The 16,562-nt window shown below is 72.0% G+C and carries 17 protein-coding genes; all 17 read left to right on the top strand.

What is annotated here, in order from left to right; all coding sequences use genetic code 11:
- The 17 genes from JOF37_RS06415 (at position 1) to der (ending at position 16,506) form a co-directional block, all read left to right on the top strand.
- On the top strand, positions 1-219 hold the full coding sequence (locus JOF37_RS06415) for a hypothetical protein (RefSeq protein ID WP_210007848.1): 219 nt from the start codon (positions 1-3) through the stop codon (positions 217-219).
- Positions 216-1,022 carry a TlyA family RNA methyltransferase gene (locus JOF37_RS06410; protein ID WP_210006093.1) on the top strand — a complete coding sequence of 269 codons (807 nt, stop codon included), beginning with the start codon at positions 216-218 and terminating at the stop codon, positions 1,020-1,022. Before JOF37_RS06415 ends, JOF37_RS06410 begins: the two co-directional genes overlap by 4 nt.
- Positions 1,019-1,954, top strand: coding sequence for an NAD kinase (locus tag JOF37_RS06405; protein WP_210006092.1), 936 nt, complete (start codon positions 1,019-1,021; stop codon positions 1,952-1,954). Before JOF37_RS06410 ends, JOF37_RS06405 begins: the two co-directional genes overlap by 4 nt.
- Entirely contained in the window at positions 1,951-3,642 is a 1,692-nt protein-coding gene (recN, locus tag JOF37_RS06400; RefSeq protein ID WP_210006091.1) for a DNA repair protein RecN, read from the top strand. The genes JOF37_RS06405 and recN overlap by 4 nt, the downstream gene beginning before the upstream one ends.
- A gap of 18 nt (positions 3,643-3,660) precedes the next feature.
- Entirely contained in the window at positions 3,661-5,355 is a 1,695-nt protein-coding gene (pyrG, locus tag JOF37_RS06395; RefSeq protein WP_210006090.1) for a CTP synthase, read from the top strand.
- Positions 5,348-5,914 carry an NUDIX domain-containing protein gene (locus tag JOF37_RS06390; protein WP_210006089.1) on the top strand — a complete coding sequence of 189 codons (567 nt, stop codon included), beginning with the start codon at positions 5,348-5,350 and terminating at the stop codon, positions 5,912-5,914. Before pyrG ends, JOF37_RS06390 begins: the two co-directional genes overlap by 8 nt.
- A 1-nt stretch (position 5,915) precedes the next feature.
- Positions 5,916-6,839 carry a site-specific tyrosine recombinase XerD gene (xerD, locus tag JOF37_RS06385; protein ID WP_210006088.1) on the top strand — a complete coding sequence of 308 codons (924 nt, stop codon included), beginning with the start codon at positions 5,916-5,918 and terminating at the stop codon, positions 6,837-6,839.
- A 140-nt stretch (positions 6,840-6,979) separates the two neighbouring features.
- Positions 6,980-7,576 carry a vitamin K epoxide reductase family protein gene (locus tag JOF37_RS06380; protein ID WP_210006087.1) on the top strand — a complete coding sequence of 199 codons (597 nt, stop codon included), beginning with the start codon at positions 6,980-6,982 and terminating at the stop codon, positions 7,574-7,576.
- The gene (locus tag JOF37_RS06375; protein ID WP_210006086.1) at positions 7,576-8,820 is read left to right on the top strand and encodes an aminotransferase class V-fold PLP-dependent enzyme; all 1,245 of its coding nucleotides are present in this window, start codon (positions 7,576-7,578) and stop codon (positions 8,818-8,820) included. The genes JOF37_RS06380 and JOF37_RS06375 overlap by 1 nt, the downstream gene beginning before the upstream one ends.
- Position 8,821: 1 nt before the next feature.
- Complete coding sequence (locus tag JOF37_RS06370) at positions 8,822-9,913, top strand: hypothetical protein (protein WP_210006085.1); 1,092 nt, start codon at positions 8,822-8,824, stop codon at positions 9,911-9,913.
- A 101-nt stretch (positions 9,914-10,014) separates the two neighbouring features.
- The gene (locus JOF37_RS06365; RefSeq protein WP_210006084.1) at positions 10,015-10,899 is read left to right on the top strand and encodes a ParA family protein; all 885 of its coding nucleotides are present in this window, start codon (positions 10,015-10,017) and stop codon (positions 10,897-10,899) included.
- Complete coding sequence (locus JOF37_RS06360; protein ID WP_372445422.1) at positions 10,883-11,806, top strand: segregation and condensation protein A; 924 nt, start codon at positions 10,883-10,885, stop codon at positions 11,804-11,806. Before JOF37_RS06365 ends, JOF37_RS06360 begins: the two co-directional genes overlap by 17 nt.
- Positions 11,796-12,377, top strand: coding sequence for an SMC-Scp complex subunit ScpB (gene scpB / locus JOF37_RS06355; RefSeq protein ID WP_210006083.1), 582 nt, complete (start codon positions 11,796-11,798; stop codon positions 12,375-12,377). Before JOF37_RS06360 ends, scpB begins: the two co-directional genes overlap by 11 nt.
- Positions 12,374-13,150, top strand: a complete 777-nt coding sequence (locus JOF37_RS06350; protein ID WP_210006082.1) for a pseudouridine synthase — start codon at positions 12,374-12,376, stop codon at positions 13,148-13,150. The genes scpB and JOF37_RS06350 overlap by 4 nt, the downstream gene beginning before the upstream one ends.
- Positions 13,147-14,274 (top strand): prephenate dehydrogenase, encoded by a 1,128-nt coding sequence (locus JOF37_RS06345; RefSeq protein WP_210006081.1) that lies wholly within the window; start codon positions 13,147-13,149, stop codon positions 14,272-14,274. The genes JOF37_RS06350 and JOF37_RS06345 overlap by 4 nt, the downstream gene beginning before the upstream one ends.
- On the top strand, positions 14,267-14,980 hold the full coding sequence (gene cmk / locus JOF37_RS06340) for a (d)CMP kinase (RefSeq protein ID WP_210006080.1): 714 nt from the start codon (positions 14,267-14,269) through the stop codon (positions 14,978-14,980). The genes JOF37_RS06345 and cmk overlap by 8 nt, the downstream gene beginning before the upstream one ends.
- On the top strand, positions 14,980-16,506 hold the full coding sequence (der, locus tag JOF37_RS06335) for a ribosome biogenesis GTPase Der (protein ID WP_210006079.1): 1,527 nt from the start codon (positions 14,980-14,982) through the stop codon (positions 16,504-16,506). Before cmk ends, der begins: the two co-directional genes overlap by 1 nt.
- Positions 16,507-16,562 lie beyond the last annotated feature (56 nt).

Genomic DNA, 16,562 nt, shown 5'->3' with positions numbered 1-16,562 from the left:
ATGCCGATGGATGCCGCTGACCCCGCCGACGGCGCCGCACGCTCCGCGGACGCGTCGACCGAGGCGATCGCGGAGCAGTGGCGCGATGACCTCCTCTCGGCCCTCGACGTGATCGAGGACCAGCCGTTGTCCGAGCGCGCAGCGTCGTACGCCGCGCTGCACGACGAACTCGCCCGGCGCCTCGACTCCGGTCCGGCCGGTCCGGCCGGAGCCGCGTGACCTCGCGACTGGACGCTGCGCTGGCCGCTCGCGGTCTCGCGCGCTCGCGCACCCATGCCGCCGGCCTGATCACGGCGGGACTCGTCTCGGTCGACGGGCGCCCCGTGGTCAAAGCCTCGGCGCCCGTCCGCGACGACGCGGAGATCACGGTCGCCGGCGCCGATCACTACGTCAGTCGTGCCGCCCACAAGCTGATCGCGGGGCTCGATGCCTTCCGCATCACCGTCGACGGGCGACGCGCCCTCGACATGGGCGCTTCGACGGGCGGGTTCACCCAGGTGCTGCGCGAGCGCGGTGCCCGGCCCGTCCTCGCGGTCGACGTCGGCCACGGACAGCTTGCCGCCGAGATCGCCGCCGACCCCGATGTCATCGCGGTCGAGGGGTTCAACGTGCGCAACCTCACTCCCGACGCCCTCGCGGAGATGTCGAGCAGCGACGAGCGGCCCGGCATCGTGACGGGCGACCTCTCTTTCATCTCGCTCGGGCTCGTGCTGGCCCCCGTCGCGAGCGTGTGCGCGTCCGATACCGACATCGTCCTGCTGATCAAGCCGCAGTTCGAGGTCGGGCGCACGGCGGTCAAGGGTGGTCTCGTGACCGACCCAGGGCTTCGTGCCGATGCGGTCTCCGGTGTGCTGTGGGCGGCATGGGATGCCGGCCTCGGGACCCACGGGATCGTCTCCTCCCCTCTCCCCGGTACGCACGGCAACCAGGAGTACGTCGTCCACCTGCGGACACGCGTCGCCGACGCGGGCAATCCGACAGAATGGATGCGAACCGTGGACGAATTGGCGGGAGCCCGATGACCGACGCGCAGCGCAACATCCTCGTCGTCGCCCACGCGCGCCGACCGCATACCGTCGCCGCCGCCGAGCGCGTGCTCGGCTCGCTCGTCGCAGCCGGGGCGCGCCCCGTGCTCGCGGCCGACGACCGCGCGGAGCTGGTCGCCGCGCTCGGCGAGTTGGACGGTGTGCTGACGCTCGATCGCGACGTCACGGTGGCGCAGCTCGAGCTGGCGATCGTCCTCGGCGGCGACGGCACGATCCTGCGCGCCGTCGACCTCGTGCGCGGCGGCACCGCGCCCGTGCTCGGCATCAACATGGGACACGTCGGGTTCCTCGCCGAGATCGAGGCGGACGACATGGACGACGCCGTGCGCCGTGTCATCGACCGCGACTACGAGGTCGAAGAGCGGATGGCGCTGTCGGTGCGGGTCAAGGACGAGACCGGTGCCGTCGTCTACGAGACGTGGGCCCTCAACGAGGCGACCGTTGAGAAGGCGAGCCGGGAGCGGATGCTCGAGGTCGTGCTCGAGGTCGACCGGCGGCCCCTCTCGGCGTTCGGCTGCGACGGCGTCGTCATCGCGACGCCGACCGGCTCGACCGCGTACAACTTCTCGGCCGGCGGCCCCGTCATCTGGCCGACGGTCGAGGCCGTCGCCGTCGTGCCGCTGTCGGCGCATGCGCTCTTCGCCCGACCGCTCGTGATCAGCCCGGAAGCCTCCGTGGCGATCGAGGTCGTCGCGGGCACCAACGGCACCGGCATCCTGTGGGCGGACGGACGGCGCTCGCGCGACCTGCCGCCCGGCGCCCGCGTCGTCGTGCGGCGCTCGAGCACGCCGGTGCGTCTCGCGCGGCTGCATCCGGCGGCGTTCACGGACCGCCTCGTGCAGAAGTTCCGGCTGCCGGTCGTGGGCTGGCGGGGACCGGCGATCGAGCAGCGCGAGGGCTCGTCGTGATCGAGGAGATGCGCCTGCGCGGTCTCGGCGTCATCGCCGAGGCGACGCTCCCGATGGGGCCGGGGTTCACGGCGATCACGGGTGAGACCGGCGCGGGCAAGACCATGGTCGTGACCGGTCTCGGGCTGCTGCTCGGGCAGCGTGCCGATTCCGGCGCGGTGCGGGCGGGTTCGGCGCAGGCCTCGGTCGACGGCGTCTGGATCGTCGACGAGAACGGGCCGGTCGCCGAGCGCGTGCGCGAAGCCGGGGGAGACGTCGAGCCCATCGGCGGCGGACGCTCCGAGCTCTACCTCGGCCGCGTGCTCTCGAGCGAGGGTCGCAGCCGCGCGAGCGTCGGTGGTCGCCCGGCGCCGGCCGCGGTGCTGGCCGACCTCGCCGAGCAGCTCATCGTCGTGCACGGTCAGTCCGATCAGCTGCGGCTGAAGTCGGCGGCGGCCCAGCGCGACGCACTCGACCGGTTCGGCGGCACCGGCCTGGTCGCGGTGCGCGACCGCTACCGCGCGGCCTTCGACGCCTGGCGGGCGGTCGATGCCGAGCTGTCGCAGCTGAGCGCCGACCGCGACGCCCGGCGCCGCGAGGCCGACGAGCTGCGCGCGCGTATCGCCGACATCGAAGAGGTCGCTCCGCAGCCGGGTGAAGACCTGGCGCTCGCCGAGCGCGCGGAGAAGCTCGCCAATGTCGAGGGCCTGCGCGCCGCGGCGGCCACCGCGCACGACGCGCTGTCGAACGACGACGAGCTGCCCGACGCGGTGTCGCTGCTGGCGGAGGCGCGGCGGGCGATCGAACGCGCCTCGACGAGCGATCCCGCGCTGGCGGAGTTCGTCGAACCGCTCGCCGACCTCGGTTACCGTGCCGCCGACCTCGTGACGGGCCTGAGCGCCTACCTCGCCGATCTCGACGAGGGCGGGCCGCAGGAGCTCGCCGCCGTCGAGGAGCGGCGGGCCGCTCTCGGCGCGCTGCTGCGCGTCCACGGCACGCTCGACGACGCGCTCGCCCTGCTCGAGACGGGCTCGGCGCGCCTGGTCGAACTCGACGACGACGGCGACCGCATCGAACGACTGACAGCGCAGCGCGACCAGCTCTCGGATGAGCTCGACGCCGCAGCCGAGGCCCTCACCGCGGCTCGCACCCTCGCCGCCGAGGAGCTGGGCGCCGCGGTCACCGCCGAGTTGCGCGAGCTCGCCCTGCCGGATGCCCGCCTCGTGGTGCGCGTCGAGCCCGGCACGCCGACGGCGGCAGGTCGCGACGACGTCACGATCCTGCTGGCGCCCCACCCCGGCGCCGAGCCGCGCCCCGTGGCACGTGGCGCATCGGGCGGAGAGCTCAGCCGCGTGATGCTCGCGATCGAGGTCGTGATCGCCGGAACCGACCCGGTCCCGACGTTCGTGTTCGACGAGGTGGATGCCGGCATCGGCGGCGCCGCCGCGATCGAGGTCGGGCGCCGGCTGGCCCGGCTCGCCGAGACGAGCCAGGTGATCGCCGTGACGCACCTGGCGCAGGTCGCCGCCTTCGCCTCGAACCACCTGACGGTCGTGAAGTCGAACGACGGGTCGGTGACGGCATCCAGCGTCCGCCGTCTGGAGGGCGCCGAGCGCGAGGCCGAGATGGCCCGGCTGCTGTCGGGCCTGCCGGATTCGGATGCCGCGATCGAGCACGCTCGCGAACTGCTCGGCCTCGCCCGTTCGTGACTGATAGAATAGAAGCCCGTGACGGACACTCATCGCGCGGCCTCTTCTTCCAACACCACCAAGCAGATCTTCGTGACCGGTGGTGTGGTCTCTTCTCTCGGTAAGGGACTGACCGCCGCCAGCCTCGGCAATCTCCTCACCGCACGCGGTCTTCGCGTCGTGATGCAGAAGCTCGACCCGTATCTCAACGTCGACCCGGGCACGATGAACCCGTTCCAGCACGGCGAGGTCTTCGTCACCGACGACGGCGCCGAGACCGACCTCGACATCGGCCACTACGAGCGCTTCCTCGACATCGAGCTGAGCCAGGCCGCGAACGTGACGACCGGCCAGATCTACTCGCAGGTCATCGCCAAGGAACGTCGCGGCGAGTACCTCGGCGACACCGTCCAGGTCATCCCGCACATCACCGACGAGATCAAGCGCCGCATGCGGCTGCAGGCGACCGAGGAGCCGCGACCCGACGTCATCATCACCGAGGTCGGCGGCACGGTCGGTGACATCGAGTCGCAGCCGTTCCTCGAGGCTGCGCGGCAGCTGCGGCACGAGCTCGGCCGCGACAACGTGTTCTTCGTGCACGTCTCGCTCGTTCCGTTCATGGGCGCCTCGGGCGAGCAGAAGACCAAGCCCACCCAGCACTCCGTCGCCGCGCTGCGCCAGGTCGGCATCCAGCCCGATGCCCTCGTTCTGCGCAGCGACCGGCCGGTCAGCGAGAGCAACCGCAACAAGATCGCGCTCATGTGCGACGTCGACGTCGAGGGTGTCGTGAACACCGTCGATCTGCCGAGCATCTACGACATCCCCTCGACGCTGAACGATCAGGGTCTCGACGCCTACATCGCACGCCGCCTCGGACTGGCCGAGAAGGCCGACGAGGTCGACTGGACGCGGTGGAGCAAGGTGCTCGACGCCGTCCACAACCCCAAGCACGAGGTCACGATCGGCCTGGTCGGCAAGTACATCGACCTGCCCGACGCCTACCTGTCGGTGACCGAGGCCCTCAAGGCCGGCGGTTTCGCCCAGGAGACGAAGGTCAACGTCACGTGGATCCCGTCCGACCTGTGCGAGACGCCCGAGGGCGCCGCGAAGGCGCTCGCGATCGTCGACGGCATCGTGGTCCCCGGCGGCTTCGGCATCCGCGGCATCGAGGGCAAGCTCGGCGCGCTGAAGTTCGCGCGCGAGCAGGGCATCCCGACGCTCGGCATCTGCCTCGGCCTGCAGTGCATGGTCATCGAGTACGCCCGCAACATGGCCGGTCTCGCCGGTGCCTCGTCGAGCGAGTTCGACCCGGAGACCGAGTTCCCGGTCATCGCGACGATGGCCGAGCAGGTCGACATCATCGCCGGCGGCGACCTCGGTGGCACGATGCGCCTCGGGCTGTACGAGGCCGATCTGGCCGAAGGGTCGCTCGCGGCCGAGGTCTACGGCGCCACGAAGGCGTCCGAGCGTCACCGCCACCGCTACGAGGTGAACAACCGGTACCGCGACCAGATCGCCGAGGCCGGCCTGGTGTTCTCGGGCCTGTCGCCCGACCGCAACCTCGTCGAGTACGTCGAGCTGCCGCGCGAGGTGCACCCGTACTACATCGCCACGCAGGCCCATCCCGAGCTCCGGTCGCGTCCGACCGAGGCGAACCCGCTGTTCCGCGGGCTCATCGCCGCCGCGCTGGACCGGCACCGCGCGAGCGAGCTGTTCGAGGTCGAGGATGCCTGAGCTGCGCGACGAGCCGGTCGAACCGGATGTCGTCTCGAGCGAGCTCGTCTACTCCGGTCACGTCTGGGACGTGCGCAGCGAGACGGTGCGCTTCGGTGACGGTGAGATCACTCGGCAGTTCGTCGACCACCCGGGGGCGGCGGCGGTCGTCGCGATCGACGACGACGAGCGCGTCGTGCTCATCCAGCAGTACCGCCACCCGATCCGGCACCGCGACTGGGAGATCCCGGCGGGGCTGCTCGACGTCGCCGGCGAGCCGCCGATCGAGACGGCCCGTCGCGAGCTGGCCGAGGAGGTCGACCTGGTCGCCGCGTCGATCGAGCCGCTCCTGAGCATCTTCACGACTCCCGGCGGCAACGACGAGGTCATCCACATCTTCCTCGCCCGCGGACTGAGCCCGGCCCCGGACGCCTACGAGCGTGAGGACGAGGAGGCCGACATGCGCGTGGAACGGGTGCCGCTGACGGAGGTCGTCGACGGCGTGCTGGCCGGGCGCCTGCGCAACGGCATCCTGGCCTCCGGCGTGCTGGCTGCGGCCGAACGGCTGCGTCGGGGCTGAGGTGCGCCTCGAGCGCGCCGTCGCGGCCTACCTGCGTCACATCTCGGTCGAACGTGGCCTGTCGGCGCACACCGTCGCGGCCTACCGGCGTGATCTCGACGCCTACACGGCGTGGCTCGGCGAGCAGGGCATCGACGACGCGGCGGCCGTGACCGCCGAGGTCGTGACCCGATTCGCGGAGCAGGCCGCTGCGGCCGATCCACCGCCCGCGGCGACGTCGCTCGCGCGTCTGCAGTCGTCCCTGCGCGGCCTGCACCGGTTCCTCGCCCGCGAGGGGCTGGTCGCCGGCGACCCCACGCAGCGGCTGCGGCCTCCGAAGACGCCGCGACGGCTGCCGAAGGCCCTCACGATCGATCAGGTGGAGCGGCTGCTGGATGCCGCAGGCCCCGCGCCCGGCGACGCCGTGACCACCGACCTCGCGGGGCTGCGCGACCGGGCCCTGCTCGAGCTGCTGTACGCGACCGGGGCGCGCGTGTCGGAGGTCGTGCAGCTCGACGTCGACGACCTCGCCCTCGGCGACGTCCTTCGCGTGCGGGGCAAGGGCTCGAAGGAGCGGGTCGTGCCGGTCGGCTCGTACGCGCGCGCCGCGGTCGACGCGTACCTGGCCCGAGCACGGCCCGAGCTGTCGCGCCGCGGCCGGGCGACGCCGCGCCTCTTCCTCGGCGTGCGGGGTGCGCCGCTGTCGCGGCAGAGCGCCTGGCTCATCATCCAGCGGGCGGCCGAGGGCGCGGGTCTCACCGCGCACGTGTCGCCGCACACGCTGCGCCACTCGTTCGCGACGCACCTGCTGCAGGGCGGGGCCGACGTTCGCGTCGTGCAGGAGCTGCTCGGTCACGCCTCGGTGGCGACGACCCAGATCTACACCCACGTCACCGTGGACGCGCTGCGCGAGATCTACGCGACATCTCACCCCCGGGCGCGCTGAGGCCACCCGCGGGCGCGCCGAGGCCACCCTCGGGCACGCTGCGGCGACCCCCGGGCGCTGCCCTGCACGGTTCCTGAGGGGCCGGTTTTTCCCGGTGATGGGGCGGATGCCGCTGACCCGCCGCGACGGAGGATGGCAGCATGACCCCCGGCCGCGCGGTGCGCCCCGGTCGTGCGCTCGCGATCGGGTGGATCGTGGCGGGTGTGCTCGGGTGGGTCGTGTCGTTCCTGCTGTACCACGAGTACATCGGCCAGCTGCGTGGCGCCGAGGCCCTGATCTCGTGCGACATCAGCCCGATCGTCACGTGCGGCCCCAACCTCCTCAGCCCGGGCGGCAACCTGCTGGGCTTCAGCAACTCGATCATCGGGCTCGTGCTCTTCCCGGGCGCGGTGTTCGCCGGCGTCTCGGCTCTCGCCGCCCCGGCGGGGCTTCGCGCCTGGTACTGGCGGGTGTTCGCGGCGTTCGTCGCGGGGGCGTTCGTCTTCGTGCACGTGCTCGCCTTCCGCAGCATCTTCGAGTACGGCTCGCTCTGCCCGTGGTGCATGGTGGTCTGGCTCGTCACCATTCCGCTGTTCTGGTCGACCGTCGGCTGGAGCCTGCGGGCGGGCCTGTGGGGGAGCGCACCCGAACGCGTCGGTGCCGTGCTGCTCGCCTGGACGCCCCTGGTCGTCGTCATCGACTACCTCGTGATCGCCGTCGCCGCCCAGCTGCGGCTCGACGTGCTGGGGAGCCTGTGATGCTCGGGGGTCGCCTGCGCCGCCGCCCCGACCGGCAGCCGCCCCGCCCACTGCCGGATGCCGCCGGCATCCGCGCGGCCGCACGCCGTGACGGCTTCGCGCACGTGCCGGTCACGCGGCTGGCCTTCGACTCCGCGTGCCAGACGCTGCGCCCCCAGCCGGTGCTCGACGCCGTCTTGGCCCATGACCGTGACGGCGGCGCGTGCGGAGGACGCGTGCAGTACGAGGCCGGACGGCGTGTCGACGATGAGATCGCCGCCGTCCGCCGCGCCGTGCTCGACGCGTTCGCCCTGTCGTCGCGCCGCTACGCCTGCGCCTTCACGGCCAACACGACCGCCGGGCTCAACGCGCTGCTGCATCAGCTTCCTCCCGGACGGTTCGCTCGGGTGATTACGACGCACACCGAGCACAACGCCGTCTTCCTCTCGACCATGACCTTCGCCCGGCGCGCGGGCATCCCGCGGCTCGTCGTCGACCGGGCATCCGACGGGTCACCGGTCATCGGCGACACCGACCTGTCGGATGCCCTCCTCGTCGTCTCGGCGATGGACAACGTCGACGGCACCTTCACGTCGGGTCTCGCCGAACTCGTCGAGCGGGCGCATCGCCGAGGAGGCGTCGTCATCGTGGATGCCGCGCAGGCGGCGCCTCACGCCCTCTCGCGTCTGCGCGGGGTCGGCGCCGACGCATTCTGCTTCTCGGCGCACAAGATGTACGGGCCGACGCTGGGACTCGTCGTCGCGACATCCGCTCTGCTCGACGCGCTCGAGCCGATGTTCCTCGGCGGGGGACAGGTGGCCCGCGTCGGCGAGGACGATTACGAGCTGCTGCCCGACCTGCACACGCGCCTCGAGCCGGGGTCGCTGCCCGGCAGCGCGATCATCGGCTTCGGCGCGGCGCTGCGCTGGTTCGTGCCGCAGCTGCCGGCGATCGAGGCCGATGAGCGGGCGCTCGCCGAGCGGCTCGCCGCCGGTCTGGAGCGGATGCCGAACCTGACGGTCGAAAGTCCCGCCCCGTCCGCCGTGATGTCGGTCCGCCCCCATCGCGTCGACGCGCACCGGCTCGCAGTGTTCCTCTCGCGGGCGGGGGTCGAGGTGCGCAGCGGGCACTTCTGCGCGCACCACTGGCTCGCCGGCCGGCGCGGCCTGCCGCCGCTCGTGCGCTTCAGCCTCGGCGCGCACAACACCCCCGACGACGTCGACGCCGCCCTCGCCGTGCTCGAGCCGATGCTGCGGGGACTGTGACATGGTCTGCATCGTCGCGTTCATCGTCGTGCTGCTGGGGTCGGCGGTCTCGGCGAAGTACCGGCGCCTGCTGCGGCGAGCGTGGGGATGCACCTGGCGGCGCGTGACCTTCCGGCCGTGCGACACGACCTTCCGCGACGACGTGAAGTCGTCGATCCTCGCGCCGCTCGCGACCCGGGCGCCACGCCTCGTGCGTCCCGCGAGCATCGGGATCGAGATCATCGCCTGGCTGCTCGTCCTGTCGATGATCCTGAGCGTGTACCTCCTCGGCCGCAGCGGGCTGAACCTCTACGTCTACGGCACCTGCGACAAGCAGAACGCGCAATCGTGCTCGCTGGCCGCGGAGATGTGCTCGATCGACGCAGCCCCGGGCTTCGCCGAGCTCCTCGGCCGCGGCGACCTGATCGGCGCGGTGGGGGCCGAGGTCTCGTCGCTCGCCGAGACGATCGCTGCCGTGCCGAGCCGGCTGCGCACCTGGGATGCCGCCGACTTCGCACCCGTCGCGGCGACGTACCTCGGCGGCTATCGCGAGGGCCTGCCGACCGCCGTCGAGATCATCGACCCCGGATGCCGCTTCTGCGCGCAGCTGCTCGAGAACGTCCGCGAGTCGGGGTTCGCGGAGGCGAACAACCTGACGTACCTCGTCTACCCGATCCAGTCCGAGACCGGCCCGCGGTTCGCGAACTCGCCGCTCATCGCACGGGTGCTCACCGCGCTGCGGCTGCACGAGCAGGACCGGTCGGCCCCCGCCGGGGCAGCGGCATCCGTCCTGACCCCCGACTGGTTCGTGATCGAGCGCCTCTTCACAGGCACCGTCGCCGACGGGACCGCCGCCCAGACGTGGATGAACGCAGCCTCACCGGAGGCGGCTCAGCGCCAGCTCGACGACTGGCTCGTCGAAGCGGGGTACACGCCGGACGACCTCGCCGCCGTGCACGCCCTCGCGGACTCTCCGACGGTCGCCGCCGAGCTCGAGCGGGTGCGGGGCGTGGTCGAGAACGACATCCGCACCCTCGCGATCCCGAGCCTCATCGCCGGAGGGTCGCTGCGCTCGGGGCTCGTCGACGTCGAGACCCTGCGCGGAATCCGGTAGCGGCTCGCGGAATCCGGTCGCGCCTCGCCCGGAAGGTCTCCCCGCGCCGCGTGCATGCCTGTGCGAGAATCGATCGCACGCTACGGAAAGCAGGAGTCTCGGTGACGGACAAGTCGCGGAAGGCCGGGAAGGCCCCCACGGAAGACACCCCGATCGGACCCACCGGTCGCCCCTACCGAGGTTTTCCGACCCCGCCGAAGCTCGACGGTCACGGCCCGGCACGCATCATCGCGCTGTGCAACCAGAAGGGCGGCGTCGGCAAGACCACGACGACCATCAACCTCGCCGCCGCGCTCGCCGAGTACGGCCGCCGGGTGCTCGCCGTCGACTTCGACCCGCAGGGCGCGCTGTCGGCGGGTCTGGGTATTGCGACGCACGACGTCCCGACGATCTACGACCTGCTGCTGGACACCAAGCGCGACCCGCGCGAGGTGATCGTGTCGACCTCGGTGCCCGGGCTCGACGTCATCCCCGCGAACATCGACCTGTCGGCCGCCGAGGTGCATCTCGTCAACGAGGTCGCGCGCGAGACGATCCTCTCGCGCGTGCTGCGCAACGTGTCGGGCGACTACGACGTCATCCTCGTCGACTGCCAGCCCTCGCTCGGGCTGCTCACCGTCAACGCGCTGACCGCCAGCCACGGCGTGCTCATCCCGCTCGAGTGCGAGTTCTTCGCACTGCGCGGCGTCGCGCTGCTCATCGAGACGATCGACAAGGTGCGCGACCGACTCAACCCCTCGATCGAGCTCGACGGCGTCCTCGCGACGATGTACGACCCGCGCACCCTGCACTCCCGCGAGGTGCTCGAGCGCGTGGTCGAGGCGTTCGGCGACGACGTCCTCGAGACCGTCATCGGCCGCACCGTCAAGTTCCCCGACGCGTCGGTCGCCGGCGTGCCGATCATCACCTTCGCGCCGGAGCATCAGGCCGCGCAGGCCTACCTGCGCCTCGCGCGGGAGCTCGTCGCCCGTGGCGCCGTCGCCTGACGGGATCGCCGACGCGGTCGCCTCGACCGAGCCCGACCCGAACGACGCCGATCGGAACGACATGGACGCGGCGGCCCCCGCCGCGGATGGCGTCGAGCCGGCCGAATCCGACGCGGGCGACCCGAGCGGACCGGGCTTCCGGGTCTCGCTGACGAACTTCGACGGGCCGTTCGACCTGCTGCTGAACCTCATCGGCAAGCATGAGCTCGACATCACCGAGGTCTCGCTCAGCAAGGTCACCGACGAGTTCATCGGCTACCTGCGCGGCCTGGAGCCCGAAGAGCTCGACGCCGCGTCGGAGTTCCTCGTCGTCGCCGCCACGCTGCTCGACATGAAGGTCGCGGGGCTTCTGCCGCAGGGCGAGCTGATCGACGCCGAGTCGGTGGCGCTGCTCGAGGCGCGCGACCTGCTGTTCGCCCGCCTGCTGCAGTACCGCGCCTTCAAGCAGGTCGCCGGGTGGTTCGCCGAGCGCGTCGTGACCGAGGACCGGCGCCACACCCGCTCGGTGCGCCTCGACGAGAAGTACCGTGCTGCGGCGCCCGAGCTCGTGTGGACGCTCACCCCCGACGACTTCGCGGCCCTCGCGATGATGGCCTTCGCGCCGAAGGAGATCCCGGTCGTCGGTCTCGATCACCTGCACGCCCCGCTCGTGTCGATCCGCGAGCAGGCGGCCGTCGTCGTCACGCTGCTGCGCGGCGCGGGTACCCTGAACTTCCGCGAGCTCGTCGCGGGCGTCGCCCAGCCCGGCATCGTCGTTGCCCGCTTCCTCGCCGTGCTCGAGCTGTACCGGCACGCGGCGCTGTCGTTCGAGCAGCTCGAGCCCCTCGGTGAGCTGACGCTGCGCTGGACCGCCGAACGCTGGTCCGAGGAGAACCTCGCCACCCTGGGAGCCGACTATGACCGATGACACCACGTTCGCCGTCGCCGACGTCGCGCGACGCCTCGAGGCGATCCTGCTGATCGTCGACGAACCGCAGAGCCTCGTCGCCCTCGCCACCGCTGTGGGTGCGCCGGTGGCGGCGGTGCGTCAGGCCGTCGCGGGTCTCGTCGCCGACTACGACGGCGAGACGGGCGGGCCGCGGCGCGGGTTCGAGCTGCGCGAGGTGGGCGGCGGCTGGCGGCTGTACGTCCGCGCCGAGCACGACGCGCTCGTCAGCGAGTTCGTCAACACGCAGGCGCCGTCACGCCTGTCGCAGGCGGCGCTCGAGACCCTCGCGGTCATCGCGTACAAGCAGCCGGTGTCGCGCGGCCAGGTGGCCTCGATCCGAGCGGTCAACGTCGATTCCGTCGTGCGCACGCTGCTGTCGCGCGGGCTCGTGACCGAGGTCGGGCAGGATTCCGAGACCGGCGCGATCCTGTACGGCACGACCGACGCGCTGCTGGTCAACCTCGGCATCAACTCGCTCGACGAGCTGCCGCCGATCTCGCCGTTGCTCGACGACGGCACCGCTGGGTTCGAAGGAGAGGGAGTCCGATGACGGATGCCGAAGGCGTACGCCTGCAGAAGGTGCTGGCGAACGCGGGGGTCGCGTCGCGACGGGTGTGCGAGCAGCTGATCGTCGAGGGGAGGGTGCGGGTCAACGGCACGGTCGTGACCGAGCTCGGCAGCCGCATCGACCCCGAGAACGATCGGGTGGACGTCGACGGCACCGCGGTGCAGCTGGACACGACCAAGCGCTACGTCATGCTCAACAAGCCGACCGGCGTGGTGAGCTCCATGAAGGACGAGAAGGGTCGGGCCGACCTCCGCCGCTTCACGAAGGACTGGGACGAGCGCCTCTACAACGTGGGGCGTCTCGACGCCGAGACGAGCGGGCTGCTCGTGCTCACCAACGACGGCGAGCTCGCGCACGTTCTCGCGCACCCGTCGTTCGGTGTGACGAAGGTGTACATCGCCAAGGTCCGCGGCCGCGTCACCCCCCAGACGATCGCGCGGCTGACGAAGGGCGTCGAGCTGGAGGACGGTCCGATCGCCGCCGACAAGGCGCGACTGCTCGACACCTCGGGTGAGACGAGCCTCGTCGAGCTGACGCTGCACTCGGGTCGCAATCGCATCGTGCGGCGCATGATGGCCGAGGTGGGGCATCCGGTGCTCGAGCTCGTGCGTCGGCAGTTCGGGCCGCTTCACCTGGGAACCCTCCCGGCCGGCCGGGCGCGCGAGTTGACTACAGTGGAGCGAGGTGCGCTGCTGACGCTCTCGCGCAGCGCCGACGGTGCCGCCCCGCACCCGACTTCTCCGGAGACCCCGTGACCGATCTTTCGCCCGCGCCCGTGCGCTCCGGCCGTGCCGCGCGCACGGCCGGCACCGTGCGCATCGTCGGCGCGGGGCTGCTGGGCTCGAGCATCGGGCACGCGCTGCGCCTGCTCGGCGTCGACGTCGTCCTCGACGATGCCTCTCCGGCGCAGCTGCGGCTGGCGGTCGACTACGGTGCCGGGCGACTGCCCGCCCCCGACGACCGCCCCGTGCTCGTCGTGGTGGCGGTGCCCCCGGACGTGACCGCCGACGTCATCGAGCGCGAGCTGGCGGCTCACCCGGGCGTCGTCGTGACGGATGTCGCGAGCGTCAAGCTCGAGCCCTATCGGGAGCTGCGTGCGCGCGGCGTCGACCTCACGCACTACATCGGCTCCCACCCCCTCGCGGGCCGTGAGCGGGGCGGCGCCATCTCGGCGCGCGCTGACATCTTCGTCGGGCGTCCCTGGGTGGTCTGCCGCGACGACGAGACCCTGTCATCCGACCTCGCGATCGTCGAGGGCCTCGCCCTCGACCTCGGCGCCATGCCGCTCGAGATGACGCCGCAGGAGCACGACGAGGCCGTCGCGCTGACCTCGCACGTCCCCCAGCTCGTCGCGAGCCTGCTCGCGGGCCGATTCGTCGCCGCCCCCGAAGGGTCGCTGCGGCTGACGGGCCAGGGCGTGCGCGACACGACGCGCATCGCGGCATCCGCTCCCGAACTGTGGGTGCAGATCCTCGGCGCCAACGCCGCTCCGGTCGTCGCGGTGCTCGACGCGCTCGCCGACGACCTGCGATCCGTCTCGGACGCCCTGCGCGAGCCCGGCGCCCCGGGGGCGCGACGTGCCGTCGCCGACACGATCCGCCGCGGGAACGAGGGCGTGGAGCGGCTGCCGGGCAAGCACGGACAGAACCGCCGCTTCGAGCAGGTCGTCGTCCGCGTCGACGACACCCCCGGGCAGCTCGGCCGTCTGTTCGGCGACCTGGGCGAGCTCGCCGTCAACGTCGAGGACTTCCGCCTCGAGCACTCGCCGGGAGCGCAGTTCGGTCTCGCTGAGCTGAGCGTCGATCCCCGGGCCCTTCACCAAGCCGTCGCCGGGCTCGAGGAGCGCGGCTGGAAGATCGCGAGCGTGCCGCATGCCTGAGTCCCCGTTCGCCGAGACCGGCGTGCCCACGGCCGACGCGCCGGTCACCGTCGCGATCGACGGCCCCGCCGGCAGCGGCAAGTCGAGCGTCTCGAAGCAGGCGGCGCGCGTGCTCGGATACGGCTTCCTCGACACCGGCGCGGCGTACCGTGCCCTGGCCTGGCGCGTGCTCGAGCGGCACGGCGACACCGCCGACGCCGACGCAGTCGTAGACGCGCTCGACGGCTTCGACTACGCGATCTCGCTCGACCCCGACGATCACTGGGTGCGCGTCGGCGACACGTTCGTCACGGAGCAGATCCGCGAGCCACGCGTCTCCGCCGCCGTCAGCGGCGTCGCCCGCGTTCCGGCGGTGCGCGAGCGGGTGAACCTGCTCTTTCGCGCGCTCGTCGCCGGGTCCGGCGCGGCGGGCGTCATCGTCGAGGGGCGCGACATCACTACGGTGGTCTTCCCGGATGCGCCCGTGCGCATCCTGCTCACCGCGGCGCCCGAGGTGCGCGCCGCCCGCCGCAGTGCCGAGCTGACGGGCGAGGATGCCGCCGCCGTCGCCGCCGCGCTGCACCGCCGGGACGCCTCGGATGCGCAGGTCGTCGACTTCCTCACCGCCGCGCCGGGCGTCGTGGTGGTCGACTCGACGGATTTGGACTTCGATCGGACCGTGGACGCCGTCATCGACGTCGTCCGCACCGCGACAGGAGAGAACTGATGGCTACGACCGAAGACGAGTACGAGGGCGGTCCCGACCAGCTCGAGGAGAAGCTCGCGAACCTCGACGAGGAGCTCGCCGATCAGCGGGCTGCCGCGCTGCGCGCGACGCTCGCCGACTACGAGCTCGACGACGAGGACGCCCACCTGCTCGCGGGCCTGACCGCGGGTGGCGAGGCCGTCGAGGTGCTGCCGGCGCTGCCGGTGGTCGCCATCGTCGGACGCCCGAACGTCGGCAAGTCGGCGCTGGTCAACCGCATCCTCGGCCGCCGCGAGGCCGTCGTCGAGGACACCCCGGGTGTCACGCGCGACCGCGTCAGCTACAAGGCCGAGTGGATGGACCGTCGCTTCACCCTCGTCGACACCGGCGGCTGGGAGCCGGACGCGCGGGGCATCGACCGGTCGGTCGCCGCGCAGGCCGAGGTCGCGATCGACCTGGCCGACGTCGTGCTCTTCGTTGTGGACGCGATGGTCGGGGCGACGGCGACCGATGAGGCCGTCGTCCGGCTGCTGCGCAAGACGAGCAAGCCGGTCTTCCTGGTGGCGAACAAGATCGACGACGCGCGCCAGGAGCCCGAGGCCGCGGCGCTGTGGAATCTCGGTCTGGGCGAGCCGCATCCGGTCTCGGCGATCCACGGACGAGGCGTCGCGGATCTGCTCGACGCGATCATGAACGTCCTGCCCGAGGTCTCTGCGGTCGCGAAGAACGAGCTCGGCGGTCCTCGCCGTGTCGCGATCCTGGGCCGCCCCAACGTGGGCAAGTCGTCGCTGCTGAACAAGGCGGCGGGCGAGGAGCGCGTCGTCGTGAACGACCTCGCCGGCACCACCCGCGACCCGGTCGACGAGGTCGTCGAGCTGGGCGGCAAGCTCTGGCGTCTGGTCGACACCGCCGGCATCCGCCGTCGGGTGCACCTGCAGCAGGGCGCGGACTTCTACGCGTCGCTGCGCACGTCGGCCGCGCTCGAGAAGGCGGAGGTCGCGGTCGTCGTCCTCGACGTCACCGAGTCGATCAGCGTGCAGGACCTCAACATCATCGACCTCGTGCTGGAGTCGGGGCGCGCCCTCGTGCTGGCGTTCAACAAGTGGGATCGCCTCAACGACGTCGACATGGACAACGCCGACCGTCGCCGGTATCTCGAGCGCGAGATCGAGCAGGACCTGGCGCACGTCACGTGGGCGCCGCGGGTCAACCTGTCCGCGCGCACCGGCCGTCACCTCGACAAGCTGGTGCCCGCGCTCGAAACGGCGCTGGAGTCGTGGGATCAGCGCATCCCGACGGGCAAGTTCAACGCGTTCCTCGCCGAGCTGGTCGCGGAGCACCCGCACCCGCTGCGCGGGGGCAAGCAGCCGCGCATCCTGTTCGGGACGCAGGCGTCGACGCGTCCGCCCACATTCGTGCTGTTCACGACCGGCTTCCTCGACCCGGGCTACCGGCGCTTCATCCAGCGCCGTCTGCGCGAGATCTTCGGCTTCGAGGGCACGCCGATCGTCACCAACATGCGCGTGCGCGAGAAGCGCCAGCGCTGACCCGTGCGCCGGCGGCGGTGATGCCGTCGCCGGCCGGTCCTTACGTCGATCGTGTC

It is taken from the genome of Microbacterium imperiale, from assembly GCF_017876655.1.
Taxonomy (GTDB): domain Bacteria; phylum Actinomycetota; class Actinomycetes; order Actinomycetales; family Microbacteriaceae; genus Microbacterium; species Microbacterium imperiale.
The sequence above is the reverse complement of the archived record's forward strand: the minus strand, read 5'-3'. Positions and strand labels throughout refer to the sequence as shown.

What these genes read in the sequence shown, in the direction of transcription:
- JOF37_RS06415 (WP_210007848.1), top strand. Translation starts at nt 1, where the DNA reads ATGCCGATGGATGCCGCTGACCCCGCCGACGGCGCCGCACGCTCCGCG.
- JOF37_RS06405 (WP_210006092.1), top strand. Translation starts at nt 1,019, where the DNA reads ATGACCGACGCGCAGCGCAACATCCTCGTCGTCGCCCACGCGCGCCGA.
- JOF37_RS06390 (WP_210006089.1), top strand. Translation starts at nt 5,348, where the DNA reads ATGCCTGAGCTGCGCGACGAGCCGGTCGAACCGGATGTCGTCTCGAGC.
- JOF37_RS06380 (WP_210006087.1), top strand. Translation starts at nt 6,980, where the DNA reads ATGACCCCCGGCCGCGCGGTGCGCCCCGGTCGTGCGCTCGCGATCGGG.
- JOF37_RS06375 (WP_210006086.1), top strand. Translation starts at nt 7,576, where the DNA reads ATGCTCGGGGGTCGCCTGCGCCGCCGCCCCGACCGGCAGCCGCCCCGC.
- JOF37_RS06370 (WP_210006085.1), top strand. Translation starts at nt 8,822, where the DNA reads ATGGTCTGCATCGTCGCGTTCATCGTCGTGCTGCTGGGGTCGGCGGTC.
- scpB (WP_210006083.1), top strand. Translation starts at nt 11,796, where the DNA reads ATGACCGATGACACCACGTTCGCCGTCGCCGACGTCGCGCGACGCCTC.
- JOF37_RS06350 (WP_210006082.1), top strand. Translation starts at nt 12,374, where the DNA reads ATGACGGATGCCGAAGGCGTACGCCTGCAGAAGGTGCTGGCGAACGCG.
- cmk (WP_210006080.1), top strand. Translation starts at nt 14,267, where the DNA reads ATGCCTGAGTCCCCGTTCGCCGAGACCGGCGTGCCCACGGCCGACGCG.
- der (WP_210006079.1), top strand. Translation starts at nt 14,980, where the DNA reads ATGGCTACGACCGAAGACGAGTACGAGGGCGGTCCCGACCAGCTCGAG.